Source organism: Janthinobacterium violaceinigrum (genome assembly GCF_009208555.1).
Taxonomy (GTDB): Bacteria; Pseudomonadota; Gammaproteobacteria; order Burkholderiales; family Burkholderiaceae_D; genus Janthinobacterium; species Janthinobacterium violaceinigrum.
This window is the reverse complement of the sequence record NZ_WFLI01000001.1, coordinates 56,991-80,849: the sequence shown is the minus strand read 5'-3', so window position 1 is coordinate 80,849 and position 23,859 is coordinate 56,991. Positions and strand designations below refer to the sequence as shown.

The window sequence follows — 23,859 nt, the reverse complement described above, 5'->3', positions numbered from 1 at the left end:
ATTCAGGCCGGCACATCGGCCGGCAGCGCTACGCGCAAGCGCGTCAGTGGGCCAAAACTGAACCAGGCGCGCGCGATGCGCCCTTGCACCACTTCATATGTCGCCACCAGTTCTTGCGCGGAAACACCGTCCGGCGTGTCGCCATGGACGATTTCATGGTCGATCACCAGCTTGCCGCAGGCGATGCGGTTAAGCAACTGCGCCCGTGGCCGGCTGGCGGCAAAGCGGGCCGTGAAACGGGGACCGATTTGCGCGCCGCCCGTGGCCAGCAAGGTATCGGGATGCTCGAATTGCTGCGCGTCATCGGCATAGATGGCCAGCAAGGCGGCAACATCGTGGGCGTTGTAGGCGTCCAGTTGGGCCTGGACCACCGCCGTGGGCGAAATGCGTGTATCGTTGCCAAGTGCCATGCGTGTACCTGTTGTGGAGTGGGTGGAAAGTTGCAAAGGGTAACATTGTCGCCCCTGTCGCGGTGCGGTTTGCTGCGATAATAACAAGATTCGTCGCAAGAGGCATCTTGAGGCGTCAACAATCAATCGCACAATCGCAGCAGGAGTAAATATCATGAAATGGGAAGGCAATCGCGAAAGCGACAATGTGGAAGATCGCCGCGGCGAAGATGGCGGCGGAGGCGGCGGTGGGGGCGGCTTCGGCTTTGGCGGGCGCTCGATCGGCATCGGCACCATCGTCATCGCCCTCGTCGGCTCGTATGTGCTGGGCGTCAATCCCTTGACCTTGCTCAACATGCTCAGCGGCGGTGGCGGCCAGATCAGCACACAGCAAAGCCAGTCGCCCGCGCGCCAGCCGCCCGAATCGGACGAGATGGCCCGTTTCGTGAAAACGGTGCTGGCCGATACGGAAGACACGTGGGGTGCCCTGTTCAAGGCGGAAGGCGGCAACTATGTGAAACCCAAGCTGGTCCTGTACTCGGGCAGCACGCCGACGGCTTGCGGCACGGGCCAGAGCGCAAGCGGTCCCTTCTATTGCCCCGGCGACCAGAAAGTCTACCTGGACCTCGATTTCTTCAACCTGATGCAGCAGCGCTTCAAGGTCTCGGGCGAATTTGCCGAAGCGTATGTGATCGCCCATGAAGTGGGCCACCACGTGCAAAACCTGATGGGCTTGTCCGAAAAGGTCGACAATGCACGCCGCTCGCAATCGGAGCGCCAGGCCAACGCCATGTCCGTGCGCCTGGAATTGCAAGCGGACTGCTTTGCCGGCGTGTGGGCGTATCACGCCAATGCCGACCGCAAGATCCTGGAACAGGGCGACGTGGAAACAGCGCTCAAGGCGGCCACGGCCATCGGCGACGATGCGCTGCAGCGCCAGTCGCAAGGCCATGTCGTGCCGGATTCGTTTACGCACGGCACTTCGGAGCAACGCGTGCGCTGGTTCAGCAAGGGCATCGAGAGCGGCCAGATTTCCCAGTGCAACACGTTTGAGGCGCGCCAGCTGTAACGGCGGTGCGCGGTTCCCTGCGGCAGGCCTGCCTGCCGCAGGGCCACCTGGCTGGCGGCAAGCGCTGCCACCTACTTCAGGTCGATGCGCCCATATTGCCCATGCGCCTCGTCATTCGGTCCCGCCGCATAGAACAGGGTATTGACGGGCTGGCTGTTGATCCCATTGCCGAAGGCGATGCCCCACAAGCCGTCGATCACCAGCGGCGTGCCGTCCATTTTGCGCAACGCGCCCCCCGCCTCGCCCGTGGCGGGATCATAGGCATTGATCTTGCCATCGCCAAAATTCCCTATCAATAACATATTGCTGGCAGTGCCGAAGTCGGCTGGCGCCAGCGCCATGCCCCACGGCGCATTCAAGGCCCCGCCGCTCACCAGCCGCTTGATCAGTTTGCCGCCGGTGTCGTACACGTTGACGATGCCCAGGCCCGCGCCTGCCTGCTCATCGTCGCCGCTGGCTTCGCGCAGGGCATACGCGACATAGATGCGCTCGCCGATGGCCTGGATGCCGAACGGTGCATAGCCAGCCGGCAAGCTGGGGTCGCTGAACGCACCAGACCAGCTGACCCTGGCGAAACTGGCATCGAAGACGTCGACGCGCTGGTTATGGAAATCGGCCGCATACAGGTAGTTGGCGCCCGCATAGGCGGAAATGGCCAGGCCCTTGTAGACGCTGCCGCCCCCGCTGCCATCGTACACGACCACGGCGGTCGTCGGGCTGACCGTGGGCGACCACGCCGCAATGCTGCCGCTCTCGCTGGCGAAAATGAAGGGACTGGCCGCCGTCACACCGTTCTGGCTCAGCTTGAAGTCTTGCGTGCCGTTGAATACGATGCCCGTCGGCCCCGCCGGCGTGCTGACCACCAGCGCCTGGGGCACGCCGTTGCCGTCGTACAAGGTGGACTTCGCCGTGCCATTTGCGACCACCCAGACGAAGCCGCGGGGATTGAAGGCCACGCCCCAGGCGTTGACGAGGTTGGGATCAATATGCGCGGCGGGTATCGCCGCCGTATCGGACACGAGACTGGTCGCCGCATACGTGCTCAGCGCGGGTGGCTTGTGGTGATGATGGCCGCCGCCGCAGGCAAGCAGCACGGCGGCCAGCGCCGCGGCGAAACAGGCGTACACTATCTGCCTGGTGGTGTGCGTTTTCATGGCCTTCCCCTTCTGCGTGGTGGGCAGCGTTGCACTGCCTGTCATCAGGGTATAACCGGGCCTGGCCGGACGCTTGAGGCGCGTCAAACGGGGTGAAGATAAGCCGAGGTCAGGGCACGGCCACGTCGTAGCGCTTGCCCAGTCTTTTCAGTTCGCCTGTCTCGATCAGGGTATTGAGTTCCTGGTCGAACTGCAGGCGCAGCTTGTCGAAGGCGGGCGAACGGGGAAAGGCAAAATAGCCGTTCTGCACTTCGATGACCCTGGGCAGGGGTTTCACCTGGCGCCCATAGCCGAGGCGGGCGATCACGGGGTCGGTATTGCGGCGATTGCTGACGAACAAGTCGACATGGTTATGCACGAGCATCTTCAAGCCGTTTTCCACATTGTTGGCCACGCTGACCTGCAAGCCGGGCCGCATGCGCTCCCAGTCCGCACCATAGGCCCAGCCATTGAGCAGCACCACCCGGCGGCTCTTCAGCGCCGCGTAGTCGCCATCCCAGGCGAAACTGGCGTCCTGGCGCGTATAAAAGACCATCTGGTCCTGATAGAACGGCTTGTCGGAAAAGCCCATGCTGGCGATGCGCTCGGGCGTCTTGTAGGGGCCGATGAGGATATCGGCCTGCCCCTGCACCAGCATGGCTTGCGCGCGCGCCCACGGCACCATGCGAAAACGCACGGTATTGCCCGTGCGCGCCGCCATCAGGCGCAGCAGTTCCGCGCCCAGGCCCCCATACTCGCCGCTGTCCTGGTATTCGAACACGCGCTCGAACTGCGCGCCCACGGCCAGCAACTCGCGCGCCTGCGCCAGCAGAGGCGCGGCAAGCGCGGGCCACAGCAGCGCCAAGGCCAGCAGGCGCCGCCCTGCTCCGCTCATCAGCCGACGATGCGCAAGGAGTAATCGGTGGCCCGCACGTCCTTGGTCAGGCTGCCGATCGAGATGCGGTCCACGCCCGTTTCGGCAATCGCGCGCACGGTGTCGAAATTGATGCCGCCCGATGCTTCCAGCAAGGCGCGGCCATGCGTCAAGGCCACGGCTTCGCGCATCATGTCGTTGCTGAAATTATCGAGCAGCACGGAGACAGCGCCCGCATCAAGCGCTTCCTGCAATTGCGCCAGGGTTTCCACCTCGATCTGCACGGGCACGCCCGCGTCGAGGTTGCGCGCGTTTTCCAGGGCCTGGCTGACGCCGCCCGCGGCCGCGATATGGTTTTCCTTGATCAGGATGCCGTCGTACAGGGCCAGGCGCTGGTTCTTGCCGCCGCCCACGCGCACCGCATACTTTTGCGCCAGGCGCAGGCCCGGCAAGGTCTTGCGCGTATCTAAGATGGATGCCTTGGTGCCGGCGATCACGTCGACATACTGGCGGGTGGCCGTGGCGACTGCCGACAGCAGTTGCAGGAAATTGAGGGCGCTGCGCTCGGCCGTGAGCAAGGCGCGCGCCGGCGCTTCGATCGTGCACACGACGCTGTCGGCCGTCATCATGTCGCCTTCGGCGTAATGCCAAACGATGTCGATGCTGCGGTCCAGGCTTTTCATGATGCCTTCGAACCACGGCGCGCCGCACAGCACGGCTGCTTCGCGCACGATGACGCGGGCCGTGACGATGTGGTCGGGCGGCACCAGCTCGCCCGTCAGGTCGCACTGGCCCACGTCTTCCAGCAAGGCGGCCAGCAAATTGCCTTCGAATGCGCGCGCCAGGGCGGGATCGAAAGGAGCGAAAGAATTAACGAGGGTACTCATGCTGGACCGATTCCTTGGAACAATGTAGTTTCTTTTGCCAGGTCCGCGCCCGGCTTGAGGCCCGCCTTCTTGGCGGCGGCGAAGTCGAGCATGCGGTTGATCGAGCGCACGGCCAGCTGGCCGACGGCAGGATCGACGTGGATTTCGTTGTGCATGTTTTCCAGCGTCTGCGCCAGGTTCAGCAAGCCGTTCATGGCCATCCACGGGCAGTGCGCGCAGCTCTTGCACGTGGCGCTGTTGCCGGCCGTGGGCGCTTCGATGAAGCGTTTTCCAGGCGCGGCCGCGCGCATCTTGTGCAGGATGCCGTTGTCGGTGGCGACAATGAAAGTGTCCGTGTCCATGGTTTGCGCTGCCGCAATCATTTGCGACGTCGAACCCACCATGTCGGCCAGCGCCACCACGTTGGCGGGCGATTCCGGATGCACGAGCACCTTGGCTTGCGGATACTCTTCCTTGAGCAAATCGAGTTCGATGCCCTTGAATTCGTCGTGCACGAGGCAGCTGCCCTGCCACAGCAGCATGTCGGCGCCCGTTTCCTTCTGGATATACGAACCCAGGTGTTTATCGGGTGCCCACAGGATTTTCTTGCCCTGCGCATGCAGGTGGGCCACGATATCGAGGCCGATGGACGACGTCACCATCCAGTCCGCGCGCGCCTTCACGGCCGCGCTGGTGTTGGCGTAGACGACGACGGTACGGTCGGGATGGGCGTCGCAGAAAGCCGTGAATTCGTCCACGGGGCAGCCGAGGTCGAGCGAACAGGTCGCGTCGAGGTCGGGCATCAAGACCGTTTTTTCGGGACTGAGGATCTTGGCCGTTTCACCCATGAAGCGCACGCCGGCCACGACCAGGGTCTTGGCCGGATGGTCGCGCCCGAAACGGGCCATTTCCAGGGAGTCGGAGACGCAGCCGCCCGTGGCTTCCGCCAGGTCTTGCAGGTCAGCATCAACGTAGTAGTGGGCAACGAGCACGGCTTCGCGCTCGATCAGCAGGCGCTTGATGCGCGTGATCAGTTCGGCTTTTTCAGCCGGGGATGGCGTCGCTGGCGTGCGTGCCCAGGCGTGGGCAGTGCAGCTGGCTCCGTCTTGTGGATGTTCATACTCGACGGATTTGATGGCTAAAGTTTGCATGGCTGTGTCAAACAAAAACGGGATAGACCGGCACGAACGCAATAAAGCAGGTGCGCCGGAACGAAAGGACCGCGGCGCGTCGGTGTGGTGATACCAGAGTACACCACCAGCTTTCCAAACGCCTGATAAAACCGTAGCGCGAGGCAGCGAGGCTCGGCGCCCCCTTGCGGCCGAGAAGCGCAACCGTGCTGAAGCACGGTGAGCATCACAGGCCGCAAAGCGCGACGCGCAGCAGGTTTGATCAGGTGTTTAATCGATACCTTGGCTCTTCAGGTAGTCCTCGTAGTTGCCGCGGTAATCGACCACTTCATCTTCCTTGATCTCGATGATGCGGTTGGCCAGCGACGAGACGAATTCGCGGTCATGCGACACGAAGATCAGGGTGCCCGCGTATTTTTCCAGCGCGATGTTCAAGGATTCGATCGATTCCATGTCCATGTGGTTGGTCGGCTCATCGAGCATCAGCACGTTGTGGCGGCCCAGCATCAGCTTGCCGTACATCATGCGGCCCTTTTCGCCGCCGGACAGTACCTTGACGGCCTTTTTCACATCGTCGCCGCCGAACAGCAAACGGCCCAGGATGGAGCGCACGGCCTGGTCGTCGTCGCCTTCTTTCGTCCACTGGCCGATCCAGTCGGTCAGGTTCGTATCCTTGGCGAAATCTTCCGTCGGATCTTGCGGCATGTAGCCCACGTTGGCGTTTTCCGCCCACTTCACGCGGCCCTGGTCCGGCTGCAGGCCGGCGATGTCGCCCGCGATGCAACGCAGCATGGTGGTCTTGCCGGCACCGTTGGCGCCGATGATGGCGATGCGTTCACCCGCCTCGACCATGATGCTGAAATTCTTGAACAGCTGGCGATCGAAGCCTTTCGAGATATTCTCGACTTCCACGGCCAGGCGGTGCAATTTCTTTTCGCCGTCGAAACGCACGAATGGATAGGCGCGCGACGATGGCTTGATGTCGTCGACCTTGATCTTTTCAATCTGCTTGGCGCGCGACGTGGCCTGGCGGGCCTTGGATTTGTTCGCGGCAAAGCGGCGCACGAATTCCTGCAGCTCGGCAACCTTGTCTTTCGCTTTCGCGTTGTTGGCCAGCTGCTGGTTGCGCGCCTGGGTCGAGGCGAACATGTATTCGTCGTAGTTGCCTGGATAAATCTTCAAGGTACCGTAGTCCATGTCGGCCACGTGGGTGCAGACCTGGTTCAGGAAGTGGCGATCATGGGAAATGATGATCATGGTGGAGTTGCGCTCGTTGAGCACGTCTTCCAGCCAGCGAATCGTGTTGATGTCCAGGTTATTCGTCGGCTCGTCGAGCAGCAGGATGTCCGGGTTCGAGAACAGCGCCTGCGCCAGCAGCACGCGCAGCTTCCAGCCTGGCGAGACATTGCTCATCGGGCCTTGATGCAGGTCGATGGCGACACCGGCGCCCAGCAGCAGTTCGCCCGCGCGCGATTCGGCCGTGTAGCCGTCGTATTCGGACACTTTGCCTTCCAGCTCGGCTGCCTGCATGTAATCGTCGTCCGTCGCTTCCGGGTTCGCGTAGATCGCGTCGCGCTGCTGGATGGCCGCCCACATTTCCGTGTGACCCATCATGACGACGTCGAGGACGCGCATGTCTTCAAACGCGAACTGGTCCTGGCGCAACTTGCCCAGGCGCTCGTTGGTATCGAGCATGACATTGCCGCCCGACGGGTCCAGGTCGCCGCCCAGGATCTTCATGAACGTCGATTTGCCGCAGCCGTTCGCGCCGATCAAACCATAGCGGTTGCCGTCGCCGAACTTGACGGAGATATTCTCAAACAATGGCTTGGCGCCAAACTGCATCGTAATATTTGCTGTAGATAGCATGTGATATTGGGTCTTTATTCAGTTAAAACAGCTAGTTAAGTACTTTTCTCCCATTATACAGCACCGACCATCATCCACTCCATAGTGGCCGGGGCAAGGGCCATGGCGACAGCCTGGATGAGGCCCGCCAGGCCCATGCACCGGCTGAAAATATATTTTCGCCAACTACCCGGCTAGCGCTACAATGTTGCACCATTAACAATTTCCCCAGAGGAATAATGAAACGATACAAATCCATCGCCACCTTGCTGCTGGCCACCTTGCTGTGCGGCTGCGCGGCCAGCCAGCGCCTGAGCACCGAAGACAGGGCGCGGTCAAAAACCGTGACGCTCAGCGAGCATGTCATGAAAGACAACCTGACCATCCAGGCGCCAGGCTGGATGAATCCGGGCATGATGTTCGGCGCCATCGGCGGCGGGGTTGGCGCCGCTGTGGCAGGAAGCCTGGAGGGATCGACGGCGGGCCAGTCGATCACCGAGGTGCAAGCGGCGTTCGACGCCTACCTGAAGGAGAACGGGGTGTCCATCGAGGCCATCGTGCGCGAGGAATTTGAAAGCGTGCTGCGCGAGTCCGGAAAAGTCGTGCTGGCGCCACCAACGGCGGAGAATGCCGCCTTGCCCGTCATCACGGTTTCTGTGCCCATGTATGGATTTGGCGTCACGCACGCGCTCGGCGAAAATGCCGTCCCCATCTTCAAGATCAGCGCCGCCATGACGGACGGCACAGGCAAGCTGATGTGGACCGAAAGCGAAATGATGCTGCCCTCCGTCCTGAGTCCCATGGAGGCGACGCCATGGGTCAAATTGCGCACCGACCCCAAGGTCGTCGAACAGGATTGGCGCAAGGCGTCACGCTACATTGCGCGGAAGATCATCGGCACGCTCTGAAGCCGCGCGGGCGCCGGCACCCCTCCCGCCGCCGCTCGTCGGCACAAGCGCAGCGGCGGCCATGGAATCGTGCACGCTTGCGCGGACGGGTGGCCGCCGCCCGCGCAAGCCGCCGGCACCAGCGGCTTCTGCGGCGCAGTGCTCCGGCAATCAGCGCCAGGTCCGCGGCCAGCATGCCGGCATGCGCCGGTTCTGGCACCGTGGAGACAATAATCGTGATCGATGCATTGATGCGCATGGAAATATTAACAACTATCTGACATCATGCGCCGGCGTGGCGGCGAGCAAGCCATGCCAGGAAAATATTATTGCTGTATTTCTATTTTGAAGGTAGGCTGCGACGGCATTGCCTGGACCGCCGCCATGCCCGGCAGCCGGTCACTGGCCGTCTTCTCTTTTCCATACATCAACAGGTATCACTTGAAAAAAATCACCCTCGCCGCCGCCGTGGCCGCCGTTGCCATCGCCGCCACCGCCTATGCTTCGCCGTACTACGCCTTGCACCAGATCAAGACCGCGCTGGCCGAGCGCAATGCCGACGCCCTGGCCAGCCACGTGGACTTCCCTGCCCTGCGCGCCAGCGTCAAGACGCAGCTGGAAGCGGGCATGGCCCGCAGCATCGAGGCGACGGCCGGCAGCGACAACCCGCTGGCGGCCCTGGGCCAGTCGATTGCCGGCGCCATGCTGGGCAAGATGGTCGACGCCATGGTCTCGCCAGCCGGCGTCGTCGCGCTGGTCAACAAGAGCGCCGTCAGCCCGCAAGCGGGAGCCGATGCCAGTGCGGATGCCCCGGCCGACGGCGCGCAGAACAAGGCCAGCTATACGGCAGGCTATACGGGCGTCAACACCTTCGTCGTGCGGGCGAAAGATGGCAACGCGCAAGATGGCGCGCTGGTCCTGCAGCGCCATGGCGTATGGGGCTGGAAACTCAGTTCGATCGAAATTGCGTCGGCGATGGCCGCGCGTTAATCGTGCTCATCGCATGAACATGCGACGCAGCGGCACCGCGTGCGCGCATATGCAGGCAATCCGGTACACAATGCGTGCCTTCTTTACCGGATTGCAGGACATTTCATGCTGACACACTTATCGCTGGCCATGGCGCTCGGCCTGGCCAGCGCCGCGCCATTCGCCCATGCCCAGGCGCTCGACGGGGCCACTGCCGCCGAACGCAGCCACTCCATTACCGCGCGCATGCGGGCGGAAACGTCCAAGGCCGCCGATCCCGACGCTCCCGCGCCCTTGCCCGTGCCCAGCGATATTTCGCTCGCCGAGCTCGAGCGCCGCTGGGCGCTGGGCCAGGCGCAGGCCGAAGCAAGGCACTTTTCCAGCGCACTCGATCCGGCCGCGTTGACGGCCCTGGCGCGGCAGATGGAGTGCCTCGATATCGTCGGCGTGCAACCGTTCGGCTTCCCGCTGGAACAAAAGCAGCCTACCGTCCTGAGCGGCGCCCACCTGCTGGCCCGCTGTCCGGACCGGGCCTACGTAACGATCACGGCCATGTCGATGGCGGGCAAGACGGGCAAGCGCGTCACCATTTCTCCCCAGTCGTTCAATCAGACGGTGGCTGGCAAGCCCGCGCGGCGTCTGTATTACAAGGCGCCCAGCGGCCGCCAGAAGGAAACGCTGACCTTTGTCGACGGCGATTATGTGTATGCGCTCGAATACTGGTCGCTAGATGACAGCCAGCAAGCGGGCATGGTCGGCACTCGCCGGATGGAAACATTGACGTTGCCGCAATAAAATGGACGCAATTAGCTGAAATACTGTATATTCATACAGTTATTTACCATTTTCTTGCCCGCCATGCCTGCCACGCCGCCCAACGACTTACCCTACACCATCTGCGTCAGCGACACGATCGATGCGGAGGTCGAGCAAACCATCCTCGAGGGCTTGAATGCCTACAACGATGCCATCACGGGATACCAGGACAGGCAGGTATTGAGCGTGGTCGTGCGCGACCGCGACAGCCAGCGGGTGCTGGGCGGCGCCATGGGTCGGACCTCGCTGGGCCTGCTGTTTCTCGATTTGTTTTATTTGCCCGCGTCCTTGCGGGGGCTGGGCATGGGCAGCCGGATACTGGAACAGTTCGAGGAAGAAGGACGCCGGCGCGGCTGCGCTTCGGCGGTGCTGTACACCATCAGTTTCCAGGCGCCCGAATTTTACGAGCGCCGGGGCTGGCGCCGTTTCGGCGAGATCGCCTGCAGTCCCGAAGGAACGAGCCGCGTATTCATGAGCAAGACCTTGCAGGCCGCATCGTAAGCTGTAAACGACAGCGGCCGGCAGCACACATGCCGCCGGCCGCTTCAGCAACAGTTGCTTACATGCCCAGGGACTTGAGCAGGTCGGCGTTGTCGTCGTCTTCCGGTTCCGCGGCAGGCGCCGGGGCGGCATCGCGTTCGCGGTTCGCGAATTCGCCATCCATCAGCGAATCGGCATCGACTTCGCGCGAATCGAAATCGTGCAGCTTGATGAACTCGGTACGGTCGATCGCCAGTTCCAGGTAGAAAATATTGTTCTTTTCCGTGTAGAAGGTAACGCGGCGCATTTCCGGGCGATCCAGCGGCGTGTCGACGCTGAGCATCACCTGCTTGTTCAGCACCAGCATCTTCGGCTGGCTCTGGGTAATATTCGTTTGCAGTTCGCGCCGTACCTTGCCCGTGAAATCGCCCACGATCTGGTTCATCAGCTCGCCCATGATGTTCGACACTTCGTCCGACGTGTAGAAGCTGGCCAGCTCCGACTTCGGCATGCCCATGTGCAGCATGTAGCGCTCGTAGATTTCCATCGCCGTATCGGCGGCAAAATTGAGCACGACCAGGCCCGTGAAACCGCCATCGAACATGACGAAACAGCCGATGTCCGGCTTCAGGCCCGTCTTGGTGATGCGCTGCACCATGCCTGAATAATTGACTTTACTTTGCGTTGCAACGTTGAGCACCCGAACCACCGAGTTGCACAAACTCATCAACAAATCTTCTGTACCGTACACAACATCCTTTTCTGCATCCATGAGCAACCTCTCCAACTATTTTAAAGATGACAGCACTGTTCCCTGCCCGCTGCGAGCCCCGACACGATAAATCGCTGAGCAAGCGGACGACTTCACCTTTGCATGCCTGACCTTGCCTGGCGGCGCGCGCCCCGTTGCCGCAGCCGCTCGCCCCCCTCTTACCTTTTTCTGTATAGAAATAAGTATCAGATGCGCAGAATACCGAGATGTAACATTTCCGTCCAGCCATACCTGCATTTACTTGACGATCTGTGCGGAAATACAAAAACGGCGCCGCCATGCGCCGCACAGCGGCCAGGCATGCAACATTGCGCGAAAGATCACGCTCTTCGTCCGCCCCGCACACCGTTGTGCGCGGCGCGCCGTGGCCGCATGTTTTATACTGCCGCGCACTAATAGCGCAAACGCAACATGAATGGAGAGGCAACAGACGATGAGTACACTGCAAGAGCAGGTAACAGCCGAAATCACCGCGGCCATCCATGCCTGGTTCGATGAGCGCCTGCAGCGCACGGACCTGGAGCAGGCCGTCAAGCGCACGACCTTGCAGACAGGCATCTTCAATGAGCTCCTGCTCGATTACAAACCGGGCCGCACCACCGCCGACGAGTTCGACCTGGGCCTCGACGACGACGCGCATCCCAGGACGCCGGCGCGTCTTGACGATGCGCAAGTGCGCGAGCTGATCGCACCGCAGCTGACGGCGCTGGTGCAAGCCCGCCTGGCGCCGCTGGTGGACACGCCGATGATCGACTACCGCTTCACCGTCCGCGGCAAGTTCCAGACGGCGCAGGGCAAGTTGCACCTGCCCTTGCTGGAATACGTCAACGAAAACAAGCGCCTGGCCTTGCTGGAAAACATACATGCGTACATCGGGAAAAAGCTCACGAACGGCAAGCATCCGACGAAGCCGCTGGAAACGTTCTTCCTGACGCGCCACCTGCTCGATCCCCACCTGTTCCCGCTGCCCGATATCGCGTGGACGATCGCCCAGTTCGAACGCATCGAACAGTTGAACAAGTCGCGGCCACAAGCGCTGGCCGAACACCGCGGCGATATCATCCAGGCTGTGTCGGCCTGGGCGGAAAAGCAGTTCCTGCCGCAATTCTACGACGTACAGCGATCGAGCTACCGCGGTACCGAATACGCCTTGAAGGCGGGCGCGGCGCACGATGCGCAAGCGCTGGCGCCCATCGACCTGCTGCTGTATGGCGCCGTCATGATATTGCGCCACGAACCGAGCTACGCCAAGTCGACCGGCCTCAAATTCCTGGAAATCGCGCGCGAACTGGGCAGCGAACGGGCCGTGCGCATGCTCAAGGAAGGCAGCGGCGCCTTCCCCGATACCGACATCCATGTAAAAAATGCGCTGCTGGAATGCCGTGCCAACGATGTGTTTGCCACGATCACCATCACCGTTGCCCAGGAAGAAGCAGACGCGTATGCGCAGGCGCTGGCATTCATCACGCACCTGCTCAACAATGGTTTCCCGAAAAGCTACCAGATCAAGCTCAAATCCAAGGTCAAGGCCTACCTGCCCATCAAGGGGCTGGCGAAATCCGATACGCACCGCTTCTTTGCCAACGCCCTCGCCCATGCCAGCCTGCAGCCGCAGCTGGAAGCGTATGCGCGCGCCGCCATCGAGCAATTCGAATTCTATGCCGACACGGAAGGCGAAAAGAATTGCATGCCGGGCAGCTATGCCGTGTTTGGCCTGGGCCTGCTCGACGCCCGCCATTTCCCCCTGGTGCAGCACTACATGGCAAACGTCGACGAGGAACACCAGTCCGTGCAAGACCAGTTCACGACGGCCTTCGCCGCCACCTTCGGCGTCACGACGGCCACCATTCCCGTACTGACGGCGTGCTTGCGCGCCTGCACGGATAACGTGAAACTGAAAATCCAGGCGGACTTCGAGGACGTGGAAAAACTCGACTGCCTGTACCGTCAGTTGCAGGGGCTGAAAGGCTACATGGTGGAACACATGCTGTATCCCATCTGGGGCAAACTGGAAAAACTGGCGGCCCTGGCGCGCAAGGTGCAAGGCCCCCGCAAGGAGCTGCTGCTGGCCTTGCTTGAAGCGGCGAGCAAGAATGATGCCTAATGTGCGCAACGTTATGACTTTCACCATATATAATGCGCGCGCCAGAATTGCCGCAAAGCATCTTTTGGCGCCTGACATCGAATCGTGGAGAAAATACATGCATCAAGCACAACAAACATCGCGCGCCTCCCTGCTGGCAGCAGCCTTGACGGCTGCCGTGGCGCTGGCCCAGCCCGCCATCGCCGCCGAGGCGCCAGCCGTCGAGCTGGCGCCCATCGACGTGGCCGACCTGTACATCAAGACCATCATCAACCAGGATGAAGCGAGCGTCGCCAAGCTCAACGCCTACCTGCGCCCTACCCGCCTGGCCGGCCACCAGAGCGCCGAATATGCGTCGTACACGGACTTGAAGGCAGCGGACGCCCAGTTCCCAACGGAAACCGGCAAGCTGATCGCCGACCTGTTCCCGGCCGCCATGCGCGCCGCCGTGACGCCGGCCGCCGAGCTGCTGGCCGCCAATGTCATCGCCGCCAAGAATGGCGCCGTCTGCAAGGCCACCAAGGCGGACCCCGTGACGGTGGAAAACGGCATGCAGACGGCCGCCGTCAGCTTCGAATGCCAGGTCGTCAAGGTGCCCGTGACATGGGCGACGGCCTCCCAGCAACTGGCCAAGAGCGGCTGCAAGGTCGAACAATGCAAGGCCGGCCTGCAAAAGATCGCCGCAACCTACACCAGTGCGCCAAAGCAGACGTGGCGCGCCGTGTTTGCCGTCAGCCGCGAAAAGAACACGGAAGCCTGGCGCAACGATTTCGCGCGCGAAACCTTCGATGAAATCTGGGATTACCTGTAATCCACGCCTCGTTTAGAATGGCTGGATGAACACAGTGACCCCGGTACCGCAGCCCGCAGGTCTGGCCTTGCTGCGCCTGCTCGACCCCGACCATGCAGAAGGCGCGGTGGTCCAGCAAGCGCTGTCGCAAGACTTGCCTGCCCTGCACGGCAGGCAATTGCTGGCGCTGCTGCGCCGGCTGCGTGCCGCCCAGTCCAACCAGCTGCATTATGCGGGCGCCAGCGTCGAGCAAGCCGAACAGCTGTTCGGCGCCGCCATCGCCGCCGTCAAGGCGGAGCTGGCCACGCGCCCGCACCTGCCCAACAAGCAGGAAGCCAAGGCCTTGCGCCAGGCGGCCGCAAAAAAACGTTAATCGGGGCGCAAGCCTGCCAGCCGTGCGCGCAGGTGCGCGGACGCCCTCCTATAATCGGAGGCTCTCCGTTTCCGCTCTTGAAAGGCGTCATCCATGTCCACACGATTTTCCCGCCGCTTGTTCGGCTGCGCCGTATTGGCTCTTTCCGGTTTGGCTGCCATGCAGGCCGCCCATGCCGAAGAGACGGGGCCCATCGATGCGCGTGCCGTCTGGCAGGAACGCTCGCTGTCGGCCTGCCGCAGCGGACAATCGCACTCTGCGCCCGACGTCTGCCTGCTGCGCACCATGAAGCGTACCGGTGCGCCCCCGCAAGCCATCGCCGCCGCCAGGATGCTGGTCGGGGCAAACATGCCAGGCTACATCTCTGCCTGGCGCCCGCTGGGCAAGGTGGCGCTGGCCACCGTCACCTATCCGTTTCGCGCCAACACGAATGAAAGCACCTTGCTGATCGGCAGCGATGGCGCGGCCATCGATGTCGACGAGCACTCCGTGCGCGAGGAAGACCGCGCCACGCCTGCCTGGCAAGCGTTTACCGCCGCCCACCCGGACGCCATGCCGTTTGCGCCCGCCGAGTTCGTCGGCAGCACGGCCACCAGCGATGGCGGCCAGAGCGTGCTGTTTTCCACGCCCATGATCACCTGCCACGCCTGCGCGGAGGATGGCGCGCTGCTGGTCGCCTACACGATCGACAAGGATGGTATCGTGCTCGAGCGAAAACTCTTGACGATCAAGTAAGGCTGCATCAAAGATACGATAAAATTGCTGGACGGCATGTCTATACAAATCGCACGCCGTCCATCCCTTTATTTTTGACAGGACACCATGCACCGTTTCAGCCCTACCCGCCTTAGCCTGCACCTCGCCACCGCCTTGCTGCTGTCCGGCAGCGCCGCCTTCCAGCTTGCCAGCGCCGCAGCGCCAGCGACAGCCGCCAGCGCAGCCACGCCGCTGGTCATCGGCGAAAGCTTTGTCATCGATTCGAAGGCGCTGAAGGAAAAGCGCCACATCAATGTGTATATGGCGCGCGCCTGGGATACCCCGCCCGACGCGCCGCTGCCCGTGCTGTACATGCCGGACGGGGGCGTGGCGGAAGATTTCCTGCACGTGGCCGGCTTGCTGCAGGTATCGGTAGCCAATGGCACGATGCGTCCCTTCATGCTGGTCGGCATGCAAAACACGCAGCGCCGGCGCGATCTGACGGGGCCGACGGAGAATGCGGAAGACCGCAAGATCGCCCCCGTGGTGGGCGGCGCGTCCGCCTACCGCGATTTCATCCGCGATGAACTGATGCCGGAAGTCAAACGGCGCTACCGCACGACGGGCGAGACGGCCATCGTCGGCGAATCGCTGGCGGGTCTGTTCGTGGTGGAAACGTATCTGCTGGAACCGCAGATGTTCGACCATTACCTGGCGTTCGACCCCAGCCTGTGGTGGAACCATGGCGCCCTGCCGCGCCAGGCGGCAGCCCTGCTGGCCAAGGGCAAGCCGGGCAAGCGCAGCCTGTACCTGGCCTCCAGCAGCGAAACGGGCATTGCCGTCGAAGTGCAGCGCCTGTCCGAGGTGCTGGAAAAACAGGCGCCGCCCGGCCTCCAGTGGCACCAGGAAAAGATGCCGGCCGAAACCCATGGCACCATCTATCACCCGGCCGCCCTGAAAGCGTTCCGCGACGTCTTCAAGCCAGCCACGCCGGCCCAGTAAGCGGGACGGCTACGGCGCTGGCAGCGCCTGCGCCATCTGCTCACGCAGCCAGTGCAGCAGTGCGGTCCGGCGCGCGTCGCCATCGAATGGCAGCGGCGACAGCAGAAAGTAGCCGGTGCCATCGCGCCGGAATCCCAGCGGCGCCGCCAGGCGCCCGCTGTCGATGTCTTCCGCCGTCATGAACACGGAACCGATGGCCACACCCAGGCCGGCGCAGGCCGCTTGCAGGCTCAGGTAAAAATGCTCGTAGGTCTGGCTGTCGCCGTGGCCCTGCCCATCCTCGCCGTCGTCCGCGCCGGCGGCGCGCCACTGCGCCCAGGCGGCCGGGCGCGACGCCGTGTGCAGCAGCGTTTGCGCAGACAGGTCCAGCCGACCATGCCGCAGCAAGGCCGGTGCGCACACGGGCGCGATCCATTCGTCGCACACCTTTTCCGCATGCAAGCCCGCATCCCATAGAAAATCATTGCGGCGCAGTGCGACGTCCACGGCGTCGCGCTGGAACGCCACCGGTCCGCCCGATGCAAACAGGTGCAGCGGCACGTCGGGATGCCGCTGGTAAAAGTCGCCCAGGCGCGGTATCAGCCACTTCATGGCGATCGTCGGCTCGCACGACACCACCAAAGGCGCCTGCGGCGCCGGCTGGCGCACGGCCTCGATGGCGGCATCGAGCCGTTCGAACGCCTGCTGGACGGCATCGCGCAGCTGCACGCCGGCGGCCAGGAGGAACACGCCGCGGTTGCGCCGTTCGAACAGGGCCGTGCCCAGCGACGTTTCCAGCAGCCGGATTTGCCGGCTCACCGCCCCGTGCGTGACATGCAATTCATCGGCCGCCTGGACAAAGCTGCCCAGCCTGGCCGCCGCCTCGAAGAAACGCAAGCTTCCGAGCGCCACCTGTCTAGTCATGATCTGTCATTTTTTGTCACACATAATCGCAAGATATCATCGTTTTTCACCGTTCGCCATTATAGGGATAATTACGTTTCCGGTCGCCGCCGTGGGCACACAACGCCAGTCATACAGGCGATGAATACTCACTGATTGCCATGCGGCGCCACCATTACCCAAGGAAAACGCATGATCGAATTGCTTGCCGTTGCACTCATTACCCTGCTGGCCTCCATCGTCCCCGGCCCCGATTTCGCGATGGTCACGCGCAACAGCTATCTGCATGGGCGCCGGGCTGGTCTGCTGGCCGCGCTCGGCATCGCCATGGGCGTGCAAGTCCACGTGTTCTATACCATGTTCGGTATCGGGCTGATCATCGCAAATTCACCGCTCCTATTTACTGCAATCAAGTTTGCAGGCGCCGTGTACCTGGTCGTGATCGGCTGGAAAACCTTTGCCAACCGCAACACTGTCGTTCTCGACCTGCAAGGTGGCGCAGCCGTGCCCCGCCATACGGTGTTCCTCAGCGGCTTCCTGACCAATGCCCTGAACCCGAAGACGACCTTGTTTGTCATCAGCACCTTTACCCAGGTGGTGCAGCCCGGCACGCCATTGACAGTCCAGTTTGGCTATGGGCTGTGCATGTCCGCCATCCATCTGCTGTGGTTTGCCCTGGTCGCCCTCCTGTTTTCAAAAGCCGCGTTCCGTTCCCGCATGATCCGTCGCCAGCGCACGATCGACCGGCTGATCGGCGCGATGCTGATCGCCCTGGGCGTACTGCTGGCCTGCGCCAACATGGACAAACTGTAATGGTATGCGGGGCTGCCCGCCAGGAGCTCGCCTGTAAAATTGCGCTGCCGGATAGTTTTGTTTCCGACGTGACAATTTTCCCGCCTGCCTACCATCCCGACCATATCGCCCATGAATTTCCTACAACTTTTCATCCTCTCCGTCGTCCAGGGCTTTGCCGAACTGCTGCCCGTGTCCAGCTCCGCCCACGTCATCGTGGCGGAAAAACTGATGGGCCTGGACCCCACGTCGCCCGAGCTGACCATGCTGCTCGTGATGCTGCACACGGGCACCATGTTTGCCGTCATCGTGTATTTCTGGAAATCCTGGCGCGCCACGTATTTCAGCTCGGCTACGGCCTTCCGCAGCAATGTGCTGCTGCTCGTGGCAGCCACGGCCCTGACGGGCATCGTCGGCTTCGGCTTGCTGAAGGGCATTACGCACATCATGAGCAAGGACGCGCCCGGCTTTGAAATCGAACACCTGTTCGGCAACGCAAAGCTGATGGCCGCCGCGCTGGCCGCCGCCGGCGTGCTGATCATCGTCTCGTCGCGCCTGCAGGCGCGGGAAAGCGGCACCTTGTCCATCGGCAAGGCGATGGTGATCGGCGCCGTGCAGGGACTGTGCCTGCCCTTCCGGGGCTTTTCCCGCTCGGGCGCCACCATTTCAGCCGGCATCGCCATGGGCGTGCCGCAGCGCCGCGCCGAGGAATTCAGCTTTGCCCTGGCCGTGGTGCTGACGCCAGCCGTGCTGGTCAAGGAAGGCTGGCGCTTTTACCAGGCCGTCGCGAATGGCAGCCTGGACCACCTGGAACACGGCAACAGCCTGCTGCAGCTGATCGGCCCCAGCCTGCTGGGCATGCTGCTATCGTTCCTGGCCGGCTTGCTGGCCCTGCGCTGGCTGTCGCGCTGGCTGGAACAGGGCCGCTGGCATTTCTTTGGCGCATATTGCCTGCTGGCCTCCTTGGTGGTGCTGTACGTAGGGTAAAATCGCCGGGTTTGCGTTAAACGCCGATAAAACCTGCTGCGCGTCGTGATTGACGGCCTGCGATGCTCACTGCCTCGGCGGCCCCGTACTCCGTACAGTTGCGCTTCCCGGGCCAACGGGGGCGCCGGCCCCCCCTTCCGCTCGCTACGGTTTTCTTCGGCGTTGTTGCTTTATTATCCAGCCAGGTTTTACAGGAAGCCAACGATGAATTTCGCCGCCACCGCCGCCCTTTCCCTTGCCATGTCCACCGATGCCTTCGCCGCCGCCGTGGGCAAGGGCGCCGCCCTGCACAAGCCGCAATGGCGCGAGGCGCTGCGCACGGGGCTGATCTTTGGCGTCATCGAGGCGATCACGCCCGTCATCGGCTGGGCCCTGGGCAGCGTGGCCGCGCCCTATGTGGAAGCGTGGGACCACTGGATCGCCTTCAGCCTGCTGGGCATCATCGGCTTGCTGATGATACGCAATGCCTTGTCCGACGCGGACGAGGAAGAAGCACCGGCCCAGTCGCATTCGTTCTGGGTGCTGGCCGTCACGGGCCTGGCCACCAGCATCGACGCCATGGTGGTGGGCGCGGGCCTGGCCTTGCTGGGCGCCAACATCGTCGTCACGGCTGCCGCCATCGGCTTTTCCACCTTCGTCATGGTCACCCTGGGCGTGATGCTGGGCCGCGTGCTGGGCACGATAGCGGGCCGGCGCGCCGAACTGGTGGGCGGCCTGGTGCTGATCATCATCGGCTGCGTGATCCTGTACGAGCATATCGGCCATCCGGCCTGAGGACGGGACCGCAGGAGGCGCGCACGGCACGCCAGGCGCCATGGCGGCGGGCAGCTTTGTGCTACATTCGATACTCTGCATTCATGTCTCGCAAGGTGACCATCATGGAAACTCTGGAGCTGCTTTTTGCCTCGCTGGTGCGCGAAACGGCCGAGTCGATACGCGACCACCACGTCCCTTTCGCCATCAAACACGACGAGCGCGCCTATTTCGAGTGGATGGACGGGCACCCGATCGATGGCTATATCCAGGAAGCGTATCGCGAGATCGAGGAAACGGCCCAGCAGCTGCGCGCCATTCGCGCTGGATGATGACGGCTGCCGCAAGCTACTGCGCGGGGGGCTTTGCGGCTGGCGATGCTCACCGTACTAAAGTACGGTTGCGCTTCTCAGCCACACATCCCTCCGCTCGCTACGCTTGTGCCAGCCGTCGTGACGTTTGATGGATAGTGGTCAAGAATTTGGGTATTGATCCAGATCAAACACTCTGCCGTTCCTATCGAGTTGATGGCCCAATACCGTGACAATGGAATTGGAGGCGGGAGACATGGATCAGCAACAAAAACACCAGATCAGGGGTTATGAATTTCATGTGGCGGGGGCGCTGGAGAAGGATGGGCGCTACCGGGGCATGATCTTGCTCAGCAAGCGCGGCGACACGCAGCAGGTGTACGCCAAGCCCGTGCTGATTGAAACGCCGAGCAGTTTCAAGTCCGTGCATGCGGCCTTGATCGAAGCGTCGGCGTATGCCCAGGAACTTATCTATAACGGCGCCATCAAGGCGCTGCTGCCGGCCGATGCGCCGCTGGCGGGTGCACAGACGAATACACAGGCGCCGCGGCCGCCCGATTTCGTTGGCAATTGAGGACCGCAAGCGGGGCCGCCTACCCCGGGTGGCGCGTATAATGACGCGCTTTCCCGGATGAAAACTCAGAACCATGGAATATGTGAATTTGCCGCTGGTCTTCCTCGTCGGCTGCGCCCTGATCGCCCTGCTGGCCAAGAAGAATGGCTACTCGTGGTACCTGTTCTTCTTCGCCATTGCCGTACCGGCGCCCCTGTTGCTGCTGGCCTTGCCCCATGTGGTGGGCGTAGAGGCAGCTTCGCTGACCTCCGTACGGCTGGGCACCGCCCTGTTCTTCCCCGTGGCCGGCCTGCTGCTGGCCCTGCGGCGGAAAAGCTGAGCAGCGGACAGCTTCAGCGCGCCGGCACGCCGTCCGCCAGGCGCCAGCCCACGGACAAGGCCACTTGCTGCGCTTCTTTTTCATTGCTGCAGTCGTCGTAATCGCAGGTGTCCGCGTACGCGCCGCACGTTTGGTTCTGGCTGATGTACGAGCCTACCCAGCGGCCATCGCGGCGCTGGCTGGCCGTGGCGCTGATGGTAAAGCCTTTGTGGATGGTGGGATTTTCAAAAGGCATAATTCCTCCGATGCAAGAAGCGTCAGGGACCTGACTGGCTTCCACTATGCGCTTGGCGCAGCGCAACGTCTGTACGCTGGCCCACACCCGCGCCATGGCGTTCGGGTATGATTTCGCCATGTGTGGACGATTCGATCAAAATGACACGGCGCGCATGCTGGCGTCATCCTTCGGCTGGACCGACGCGGTGTTCGACAGCGAGGCCGAGCCGCACCTGAACGTGTCGCCCGGCACCTACCGGCCCGTGCTGCACATACAGGACGGCGTGCGGCGGGTCGACGATGTGTTCTGGGGCTACCGCCCCGCCTGGGCCGCGCAGGCCACGCCCGCGCCCGGCAAGAAGAAAATTCCCATCGCCATCAACGCACGGCTGGAAAAGCTGGCCGGCGCCTACTGGAAACCGCTGCTGCGGGCGGGCCGCGGCATCGTCTGCGTCGATGGCTGGTATGAATGGACGGGAGAAAAAGGCAGCAAGCAGCCGTGGCACATCCACCGCAAGGACCGCGCGCGCCTGTTCCTGCTGGTGCTGGCCCAGTTCGGTCCCTGGAAGCACAGCCGCGAGGAAGCGGGCTTCGTGCTGGTGACGGCCGACAGCATGGGCGGCATGGTCGACATCCACGACCGCCGCCCCGTGGCCGTCAGCCTGGAAGACGCACACCGCTGGCTGGACCCCGCATTGACGCCGGAGCAGGCACTGCATCTGGCGCGCACCTGCATGCTCGACGTGGACTTGTTCGAATGGCATGCCATCGACAATCCGCTGGTGCCGTCCGCCAAGGCGAAGGCGCCGCCACCCACTGCGGCGCAAGGCACGTTTGACTGGGGCGTGGATTAGCGCCCAGACATGGTCACCGTGACCTGCTGCTTACTCGACAGAACCTGCTTGCACGACATGCTCGCCATCCTTGAGGACATAACCCGAATACTGGACCACATTCTTAATACGTGGCAATGCGGCCAAGCCAGGGTTTTTTTGCAGTAATAAGCTCATGTCGCGCTGTTCATTATCACGCATATCGCTCCTATCCCTTGTTTTCAAGCTCATCGTGTAAAAAAACTCGCCAAGATAGGTAACCTGCCCGGCCACGACCTGGAATCGTGCATTTGGCACGCTGATCGCGTAGCGCCGCAAATCCAGATTGGCTTGATAATATTGATACGCGCCTGCTTTTAATTTCACGGCATGCAGCAAGCCAAAATGATCAGAAAAATCGCTTTTCAAAACCTGCGAACCCACCGCCAGGAGCGCCAGTTCATCCTGCATGTATTTTGCCGTCGCGGGAGCAATCGTCAAAAACACGCCAGCCCCGAATTGATCAACATAATTCGTGCCGGTCGAGATAACGACATAACCCTCGTCTTTTTTCATCTTGGCCGGCTCGGCAAATTTGGCATCGGCGCGGTTCGACATACTTCCGCATCCAGTTGCCAGCATGGATATGAGCAAGAGCGCCGCCATCGTGCCTGGCCATGACTGAATTTTTTTCATTTCTTAACTATTCGAATGATCATGAAGGAAACGAAATTATCACCAACATGCATTTTAGTCAATTCATGACAGGGCCCAGGCCAGATAACTTGCGCAACAAAAAACAGCTTACGCGCCGGCCCATTAGGGAACAACATATGCACGACAGGGTCAGTCCAGCCGCGCCAGCCGGCGCCACAGCGCTTCCATGGGCCCCTGGCGAAAATGCCGCAGCCAGTAACGGCTCAGCAGCACCTGCCCCGCCATGATCAACACCGCCAGGCCCAGCATCTCGGCCGGACGCAGTGTTGCCCCCCAGCCCAGGCCCGGCCCTTGCAGCAGCCAGGTGCCGATCAAGGATTGCAGCAGATAGTTGCTCAGCGCCATGCGTCCCACGGGTGCCAGCCATGAGCCGAGCCAGCGCAGCATGAAGGGACCGGCCAGCATCAGCGCAGCCACATAGCCGGCCGCCAGCACGGGGCCGCCCGCGAACAGGCCCACTTCGAACAGGGCCGCGTCAAACACGGTCTGATACGGATCCGCCACCTGCCAGGCGATGGCGCCCGCCGCCAGCAAGTTGAACGGCAAGCCCACGCCCAGTCCCACGGCACGCACGCGGCGCCACAGGCGCTGGTGGCGCTGGGGCTGCGTCAGCCAGCCGAAACGCACGGACAAGATACCCAGCAGGAACAGCACGATGATATGCGGCAGCATGACGGCAGCGTACAGCAGCGAGACGAGAAAATCGTTGGCGCGCAGCCTGGCCACGGCCCAGGCGCCGCCTTGCGTGTAGATGGCGTAGCGGTCCGCAAAGCTGTGCAGGTCGCGCGCCGTGTCCGGCGCGCCGCCCTGCTGGCCCACGGGGATCAGCAGGCACATGAATAATAGAAAGCCTGCCGCCACCAGCCAGGCGCGGTTGCGCACGCGGCTGAGCCTGGCGGCTGCCAGCGGCAGCACCAGCATGCCGGCGACGGCATACGAGGTCAGCACGTCGCCGCTCCAGATCAGGAAACCGTGCAGCAGGCCGAATGCCAGCAGCCAGCGCAAGCGGCGCCGGTACGCGGTTTGCGCCTGTTCCCAGCTGCCCAGCTGGCGTCGCAGGGAACGTGTCTGCAGGGCAAAGCCGGCGCCAAACAGGAACGCGAAGACGGGATAGAACTTGAACTGCGCCAGCGCCGCCACGCCGAAAATGACGAGCTGGTCCAGCACGGGCGGCTGCGCGGGCAAGGTGCCGTAGCGCAGGGACAGCGTACCCCAGGCAAAGCCCCAGATATTCACCAGCAGGATGCCAAACACGGCGATGCCGCGCAGCACATCGAGCTGCAGCAACCTGCCGGGCTTGGCGTGCATGGCGTCCAGGG

Annotated in this window: 28 protein-coding genes; 17 read left to right on the top strand and 11 right to left on the bottom strand. The window is 62.5% G+C overall.

Annotation, left to right across the window (positions count from 1 at the left end):
* Positions 1-2: 2 nt before the first annotated feature.
* Positions 3-410, bottom strand: a complete 408-nt coding sequence (locus GCN75_RS29045) for a nuclear transport factor 2 family protein (RefSeq protein WP_193317330.1) — start codon at positions 408-410, stop codon at positions 3-5.
* A gap of 154 nt (positions 411-564) precedes the next feature.
* Between GCN75_RS29045 and ypfJ the strand changes: the two genes are divergently transcribed.
* A complete protein-coding gene (ypfJ, locus tag GCN75_RS00415; RefSeq protein WP_152280852.1) occupies positions 565-1,458 on the top strand; it encodes a KPN_02809 family neutral zinc metallopeptidase in 894 nt (297 codons plus the stop codon).
* Positions 1,459-1,529: 71 nt separating this feature from the next.
* On the opposite strand, the gene GCN75_RS00410 is transcribed toward ypfJ, so the two are convergent.
* The 5 genes from GCN75_RS00410 to GCN75_RS00390 form a co-directional block, all read right to left on the bottom strand.
* On the bottom strand, positions 1,530-2,612 hold the full coding sequence (locus GCN75_RS00410; RefSeq protein WP_152280851.1) for a TIGR03118 family protein: 1,083 nt from the start codon (positions 2,610-2,612) through the stop codon (positions 1,530-1,532).
* Between the two features lie 109 nt (positions 2,613-2,721).
* Positions 2,722-3,486: a substrate-binding periplasmic protein gene (locus GCN75_RS00405; RefSeq protein WP_152280850.1), complete on the bottom strand. Its 765-nt coding sequence runs from the start codon at positions 3,484-3,486 to the stop codon at positions 2,722-2,724.
* A complete protein-coding gene (gene nadC / locus GCN75_RS00400) occupies positions 3,486-4,352 on the bottom strand; it encodes a carboxylating nicotinate-nucleotide diphosphorylase (protein WP_152280849.1) in 867 nt (288 codons plus the stop codon). The genes GCN75_RS00405 and nadC overlap by 1 nt, the downstream gene beginning before the upstream one ends.
* Positions 4,349-5,482: a quinolinate synthase NadA gene (nadA, locus tag GCN75_RS00395; RefSeq protein ID WP_070218383.1), complete on the bottom strand. Its 1,134-nt coding sequence runs from the start codon at positions 5,480-5,482 to the stop codon at positions 4,349-4,351. The genes nadC and nadA overlap by 4 nt, the downstream gene beginning before the upstream one ends.
* A 249-nt stretch (positions 5,483-5,731) precedes the next feature.
* Positions 5,732-7,330, bottom strand: coding sequence for an ABC-F family ATPase (locus tag GCN75_RS00390; RefSeq protein ID WP_034756044.1), 1,599 nt, complete (start codon positions 7,328-7,330; stop codon positions 5,732-5,734).
* Positions 7,331-7,548: 218 nt separating this feature from the next.
* On the opposite strand from GCN75_RS00390, the gene GCN75_RS00385 reads away from it, so the two are divergent.
* From GCN75_RS00385 to GCN75_RS00370, 4 genes are all read left to right on the top strand, one after another.
* Complete coding sequence (locus GCN75_RS00385; protein WP_152280848.1) at positions 7,549-8,217, top strand: hypothetical protein; 669 nt, start codon at positions 7,549-7,551, stop codon at positions 8,215-8,217.
* Positions 8,218-8,637: 420 nt separating this feature from the next.
* Positions 8,638-9,186 (top strand): DUF2939 domain-containing protein, encoded by a 549-nt coding sequence (locus tag GCN75_RS00380; protein ID WP_193317329.1) that lies wholly within the window; start codon positions 8,638-8,640, stop codon positions 9,184-9,186.
* Positions 9,187-9,291: 105 nt separating this feature from the next.
* Complete coding sequence (locus GCN75_RS00375) at positions 9,292-9,960, top strand: hypothetical protein (protein ID WP_152280846.1); 669 nt, start codon at positions 9,292-9,294, stop codon at positions 9,958-9,960.
* A gap of 63 nt (positions 9,961-10,023) precedes the next feature.
* Entirely contained in the window at positions 10,024-10,482 is a 459-nt protein-coding gene (locus GCN75_RS00370; RefSeq protein ID WP_152281051.1) for a GNAT family N-acetyltransferase, read from the top strand.
* Positions 10,483-10,540: 58 nt separating this feature from the next.
* Here GCN75_RS00370 and GCN75_RS00365 read toward each other — a convergent pair whose 3' ends face one another.
* On the bottom strand, positions 10,541-11,233 hold the full coding sequence (locus GCN75_RS00365; RefSeq protein WP_034784631.1) for a DUF3334 family protein: 693 nt from the start codon (positions 11,231-11,233) through the stop codon (positions 10,541-10,543).
* Between the two features lie 433 nt (positions 11,234-11,666).
* Between GCN75_RS00365 and GCN75_RS00360 the strand changes: the two genes are divergently transcribed.
* The 5 genes from GCN75_RS00360 to GCN75_RS00340 all read left to right on the top strand — a co-directional run bounded on the left by GCN75_RS00360 (position 11,667) and on the right by GCN75_RS00340 (position 16,177).
* Positions 11,667-13,337 carry a DUF6138 family protein gene (locus GCN75_RS00360; RefSeq protein ID WP_152280845.1) on the top strand — a complete coding sequence of 557 codons (1,671 nt, stop codon included), beginning with the start codon at positions 11,667-11,669 and terminating at the stop codon, positions 13,335-13,337.
* 97 nt (positions 13,338-13,434) lie between these two features.
* On the top strand, positions 13,435-14,127 hold the full coding sequence (locus tag GCN75_RS00355; protein WP_152280844.1) for a hypothetical protein: 693 nt from the start codon (positions 13,435-13,437) through the stop codon (positions 14,125-14,127).
* Positions 14,128-14,152: 25 nt separating this feature from the next.
* A complete protein-coding gene (locus tag GCN75_RS00350; protein WP_152280843.1) occupies positions 14,153-14,479 on the top strand; it encodes a hypothetical protein in 327 nt (108 codons plus the stop codon).
* 93 nt (positions 14,480-14,572) lie between these two features.
* Positions 14,573-15,214, top strand: coding sequence for a hypothetical protein (locus tag GCN75_RS00345; protein ID WP_152280842.1), 642 nt, complete (start codon positions 14,573-14,575; stop codon positions 15,212-15,214).
* 87 nt (positions 15,215-15,301) lie between these two features.
* Complete coding sequence (locus GCN75_RS00340; RefSeq protein ID WP_152280841.1) at positions 15,302-16,177, top strand: alpha/beta hydrolase; 876 nt, start codon at positions 15,302-15,304, stop codon at positions 16,175-16,177.
* Positions 16,178-16,186: 9 nt separating this feature from the next.
* On the opposite strand, the gene GCN75_RS00335 is transcribed toward GCN75_RS00340, so the two are convergent.
* The gene (locus GCN75_RS00335) at positions 16,187-17,080 is read right to left on the bottom strand and encodes a LysR substrate-binding domain-containing protein (protein WP_152280840.1); all 894 of its coding nucleotides are present in this window, start codon (positions 17,078-17,080) and stop codon (positions 16,187-16,189) included.
* Between the two features lie 171 nt (positions 17,081-17,251).
* On the opposite strand from GCN75_RS00335, the gene GCN75_RS00330 reads away from it, so the two are divergent.
* The 6 genes from GCN75_RS00330 to GCN75_RS00305 all read left to right on the top strand — a co-directional run bounded on the left by GCN75_RS00330 (position 17,252) and on the right by GCN75_RS00305 (position 20,795).
* Positions 17,252-17,872, top strand: a complete 621-nt coding sequence (locus GCN75_RS00330; protein WP_152280839.1) for a LysE family translocator — start codon at positions 17,252-17,254, stop codon at positions 17,870-17,872.
* 111 nt (positions 17,873-17,983) lie between these two features.
* Positions 17,984-18,838, top strand: a complete 855-nt coding sequence (locus tag GCN75_RS00325) for an undecaprenyl-diphosphate phosphatase (RefSeq protein WP_152280838.1) — start codon at positions 17,984-17,986, stop codon at positions 18,836-18,838.
* 204 nt (positions 18,839-19,042) lie between these two features.
* On the top strand, positions 19,043-19,612 hold the full coding sequence (gene mntP / locus GCN75_RS00320) for a manganese efflux pump MntP (RefSeq protein ID WP_152280837.1): 570 nt from the start codon (positions 19,043-19,045) through the stop codon (positions 19,610-19,612).
* A 104-nt stretch (positions 19,613-19,716) separates the two neighbouring features.
* Positions 19,717-19,923, top strand: coding sequence for a hypothetical protein (locus GCN75_RS00315; protein WP_152255589.1), 207 nt, complete (start codon positions 19,717-19,719; stop codon positions 19,921-19,923).
* A gap of 235 nt (positions 19,924-20,158) precedes the next feature.
* A complete protein-coding gene (locus GCN75_RS00310; RefSeq protein ID WP_152280836.1) occupies positions 20,159-20,476 on the top strand; it encodes a hypothetical protein in 318 nt (105 codons plus the stop codon).
* A 73-nt stretch (positions 20,477-20,549) separates the two neighbouring features.
* Entirely contained in the window at positions 20,550-20,795 is a 246-nt protein-coding gene (locus GCN75_RS00305) for a hypothetical protein (RefSeq protein ID WP_152280835.1), read from the top strand.
* Positions 20,796-20,808: 13 nt separating this feature from the next.
* Here the strand turns inward: GCN75_RS00305 and GCN75_RS00300 are convergent, their stop codons facing one another.
* A complete protein-coding gene (locus tag GCN75_RS00300; RefSeq protein WP_152280834.1) occupies positions 20,809-21,030 on the bottom strand; it encodes a hypothetical protein in 222 nt (73 codons plus the stop codon).
* Between the two features lie 94 nt (positions 21,031-21,124).
* Here GCN75_RS00300 and GCN75_RS00295 point away from each other — a divergent pair, with 94 nt between their 5' ends.
* Complete coding sequence (locus GCN75_RS00295; protein WP_319633270.1) at positions 21,125-21,865, top strand: SOS response-associated peptidase; 741 nt, start codon at positions 21,125-21,127, stop codon at positions 21,863-21,865.
* Between the two features lie 30 nt (positions 21,866-21,895).
* Here GCN75_RS00295 and GCN75_RS00290 read toward each other — a convergent pair whose 3' ends face one another.
* Both GCN75_RS00290 and GCN75_RS00285 read right to left on the bottom strand, forming a co-directional pair.
* On the bottom strand, positions 21,896-22,519 hold the full coding sequence (locus GCN75_RS00290; RefSeq protein WP_152280832.1) for a hypothetical protein: 624 nt from the start codon (positions 22,517-22,519) through the stop codon (positions 21,896-21,898).
* A 150-nt stretch (positions 22,520-22,669) separates the two neighbouring features.
* Positions 22,670-23,848, bottom strand: coding sequence for a DUF418 domain-containing protein (locus GCN75_RS00285; RefSeq protein WP_152280831.1), 1,179 nt, complete (start codon positions 23,846-23,848; stop codon positions 22,670-22,672).
* Positions 23,849-23,859 lie beyond the last annotated feature (11 nt).

Coding starts and splice junctions, on each gene's coding strand:
- GCN75_RS00410 (WP_152280851.1), bottom strand. CDS start 2,612: ATGAAAACGCACACCACCAGGCAGATAGTGTACGCCTGTTTCGCCGCG.
- GCN75_RS00390 (WP_034756044.1), bottom strand. CDS start 7,330: ATGCTATCTACAGCAAATATTACGATGCAGTTTGGCGCCAAGCCATTG.
- ypfJ (WP_152280852.1), top strand. CDS start 565: ATGAAATGGGAAGGCAATCGCGAAAGCGACAATGTGGAAGATCGCCGC.
- GCN75_RS00345 (WP_152280842.1), top strand. CDS start 14,573: ATGTCCACACGATTTTCCCGCCGCTTGTTCGGCTGCGCCGTATTGGCT.
- GCN75_RS00360 (WP_152280845.1), top strand. CDS start 11,667: ATGAGTACACTGCAAGAGCAGGTAACAGCCGAAATCACCGCGGCCATC.
- GCN75_RS00300 (WP_152280834.1), bottom strand. CDS start 21,030: ATGCCTTTTGAAAATCCCACCATCCACAAAGGCTTTACCATCAGCGCC.
- GCN75_RS00335 (WP_152280840.1), bottom strand. CDS start 17,080: ATGACTAGACAGGTGGCGCTCGGAAGCTTGCGTTTCTTCGAGGCGGCG.
- GCN75_RS00375 (WP_152280846.1), top strand. CDS start 9,292: ATGCTGACACACTTATCGCTGGCCATGGCGCTCGGCCTGGCCAGCGCC.
- GCN75_RS00310 (WP_152280836.1), top strand. CDS start 20,159: ATGGATCAGCAACAAAAACACCAGATCAGGGGTTATGAATTTCATGTG.
- GCN75_RS00350 (WP_152280843.1), top strand. CDS start 14,153: ATGAACACAGTGACCCCGGTACCGCAGCCCGCAGGTCTGGCCTTGCTG.
- mntP (WP_152280837.1), top strand. CDS start 19,043: ATGAATTTCGCCGCCACCGCCGCCCTTTCCCTTGCCATGTCCACCGAT.
- GCN75_RS00330 (WP_152280839.1), top strand. CDS start 17,252: ATGATCGAATTGCTTGCCGTTGCACTCATTACCCTGCTGGCCTCCATC.
- GCN75_RS00295 (WP_319633270.1), top strand. CDS start 21,125: ATGGCGTTCGGGTATGATTTCGCCATGTGTGGACGATTCGATCAAAAT.
- GCN75_RS00370 (WP_152281051.1), top strand. CDS start 10,024: ATGCCTGCCACGCCGCCCAACGACTTACCCTACACCATCTGCGTCAGC.
- GCN75_RS00315 (WP_152255589.1), top strand. CDS start 19,717: ATGGAAACTCTGGAGCTGCTTTTTGCCTCGCTGGTGCGCGAAACGGCC.
- GCN75_RS00285 (WP_152280831.1), bottom strand. CDS start 23,848: ATGCACGCCAAGCCCGGCAGGTTGCTGCAGCTCGATGTGCTGCGCGGC.
- GCN75_RS00290 (WP_152280832.1), bottom strand. CDS start 22,519: ATGAAAAAAATTCAGTCATGGCCAGGCACGATGGCGGCGCTCTTGCTC.
- GCN75_RS00405 (WP_152280850.1), bottom strand. CDS start 3,486: ATGAGCGGAGCAGGGCGGCGCCTGCTGGCCTTGGCGCTGCTGTGGCCC.
- GCN75_RS00305 (WP_152280835.1), top strand. CDS start 20,550: ATGGAATATGTGAATTTGCCGCTGGTCTTCCTCGTCGGCTGCGCCCTG.
- GCN75_RS00355 (WP_152280844.1), top strand. CDS start 13,435: ATGCATCAAGCACAACAAACATCGCGCGCCTCCCTGCTGGCAGCAGCC.
- GCN75_RS00325 (WP_152280838.1), top strand. CDS start 17,984: ATGAATTTCCTACAACTTTTCATCCTCTCCGTCGTCCAGGGCTTTGCC.
- nadA (WP_070218383.1), bottom strand. CDS start 5,482: ATGCAAACTTTAGCCATCAAATCCGTCGAGTATGAACATCCACAAGAC.
- GCN75_RS00365 (WP_034784631.1), bottom strand. CDS start 11,233: ATGGATGCAGAAAAGGATGTTGTGTACGGTACAGAAGATTTGTTGATG.
- nadC (WP_152280849.1), bottom strand. CDS start 4,352: ATGAGTACCCTCGTTAATTCTTTCGCTCCTTTCGATCCCGCCCTGGCG.
- GCN75_RS00385 (WP_152280848.1), top strand. CDS start 7,549: ATGAAACGATACAAATCCATCGCCACCTTGCTGCTGGCCACCTTGCTG.
- GCN75_RS00340 (WP_152280841.1), top strand. CDS start 15,302: ATGCACCGTTTCAGCCCTACCCGCCTTAGCCTGCACCTCGCCACCGCC.
- GCN75_RS29045 (WP_193317330.1), bottom strand. CDS start 410: ATGGCACTTGGCAACGATACACGCATTTCGCCCACGGCGGTGGTCCAG.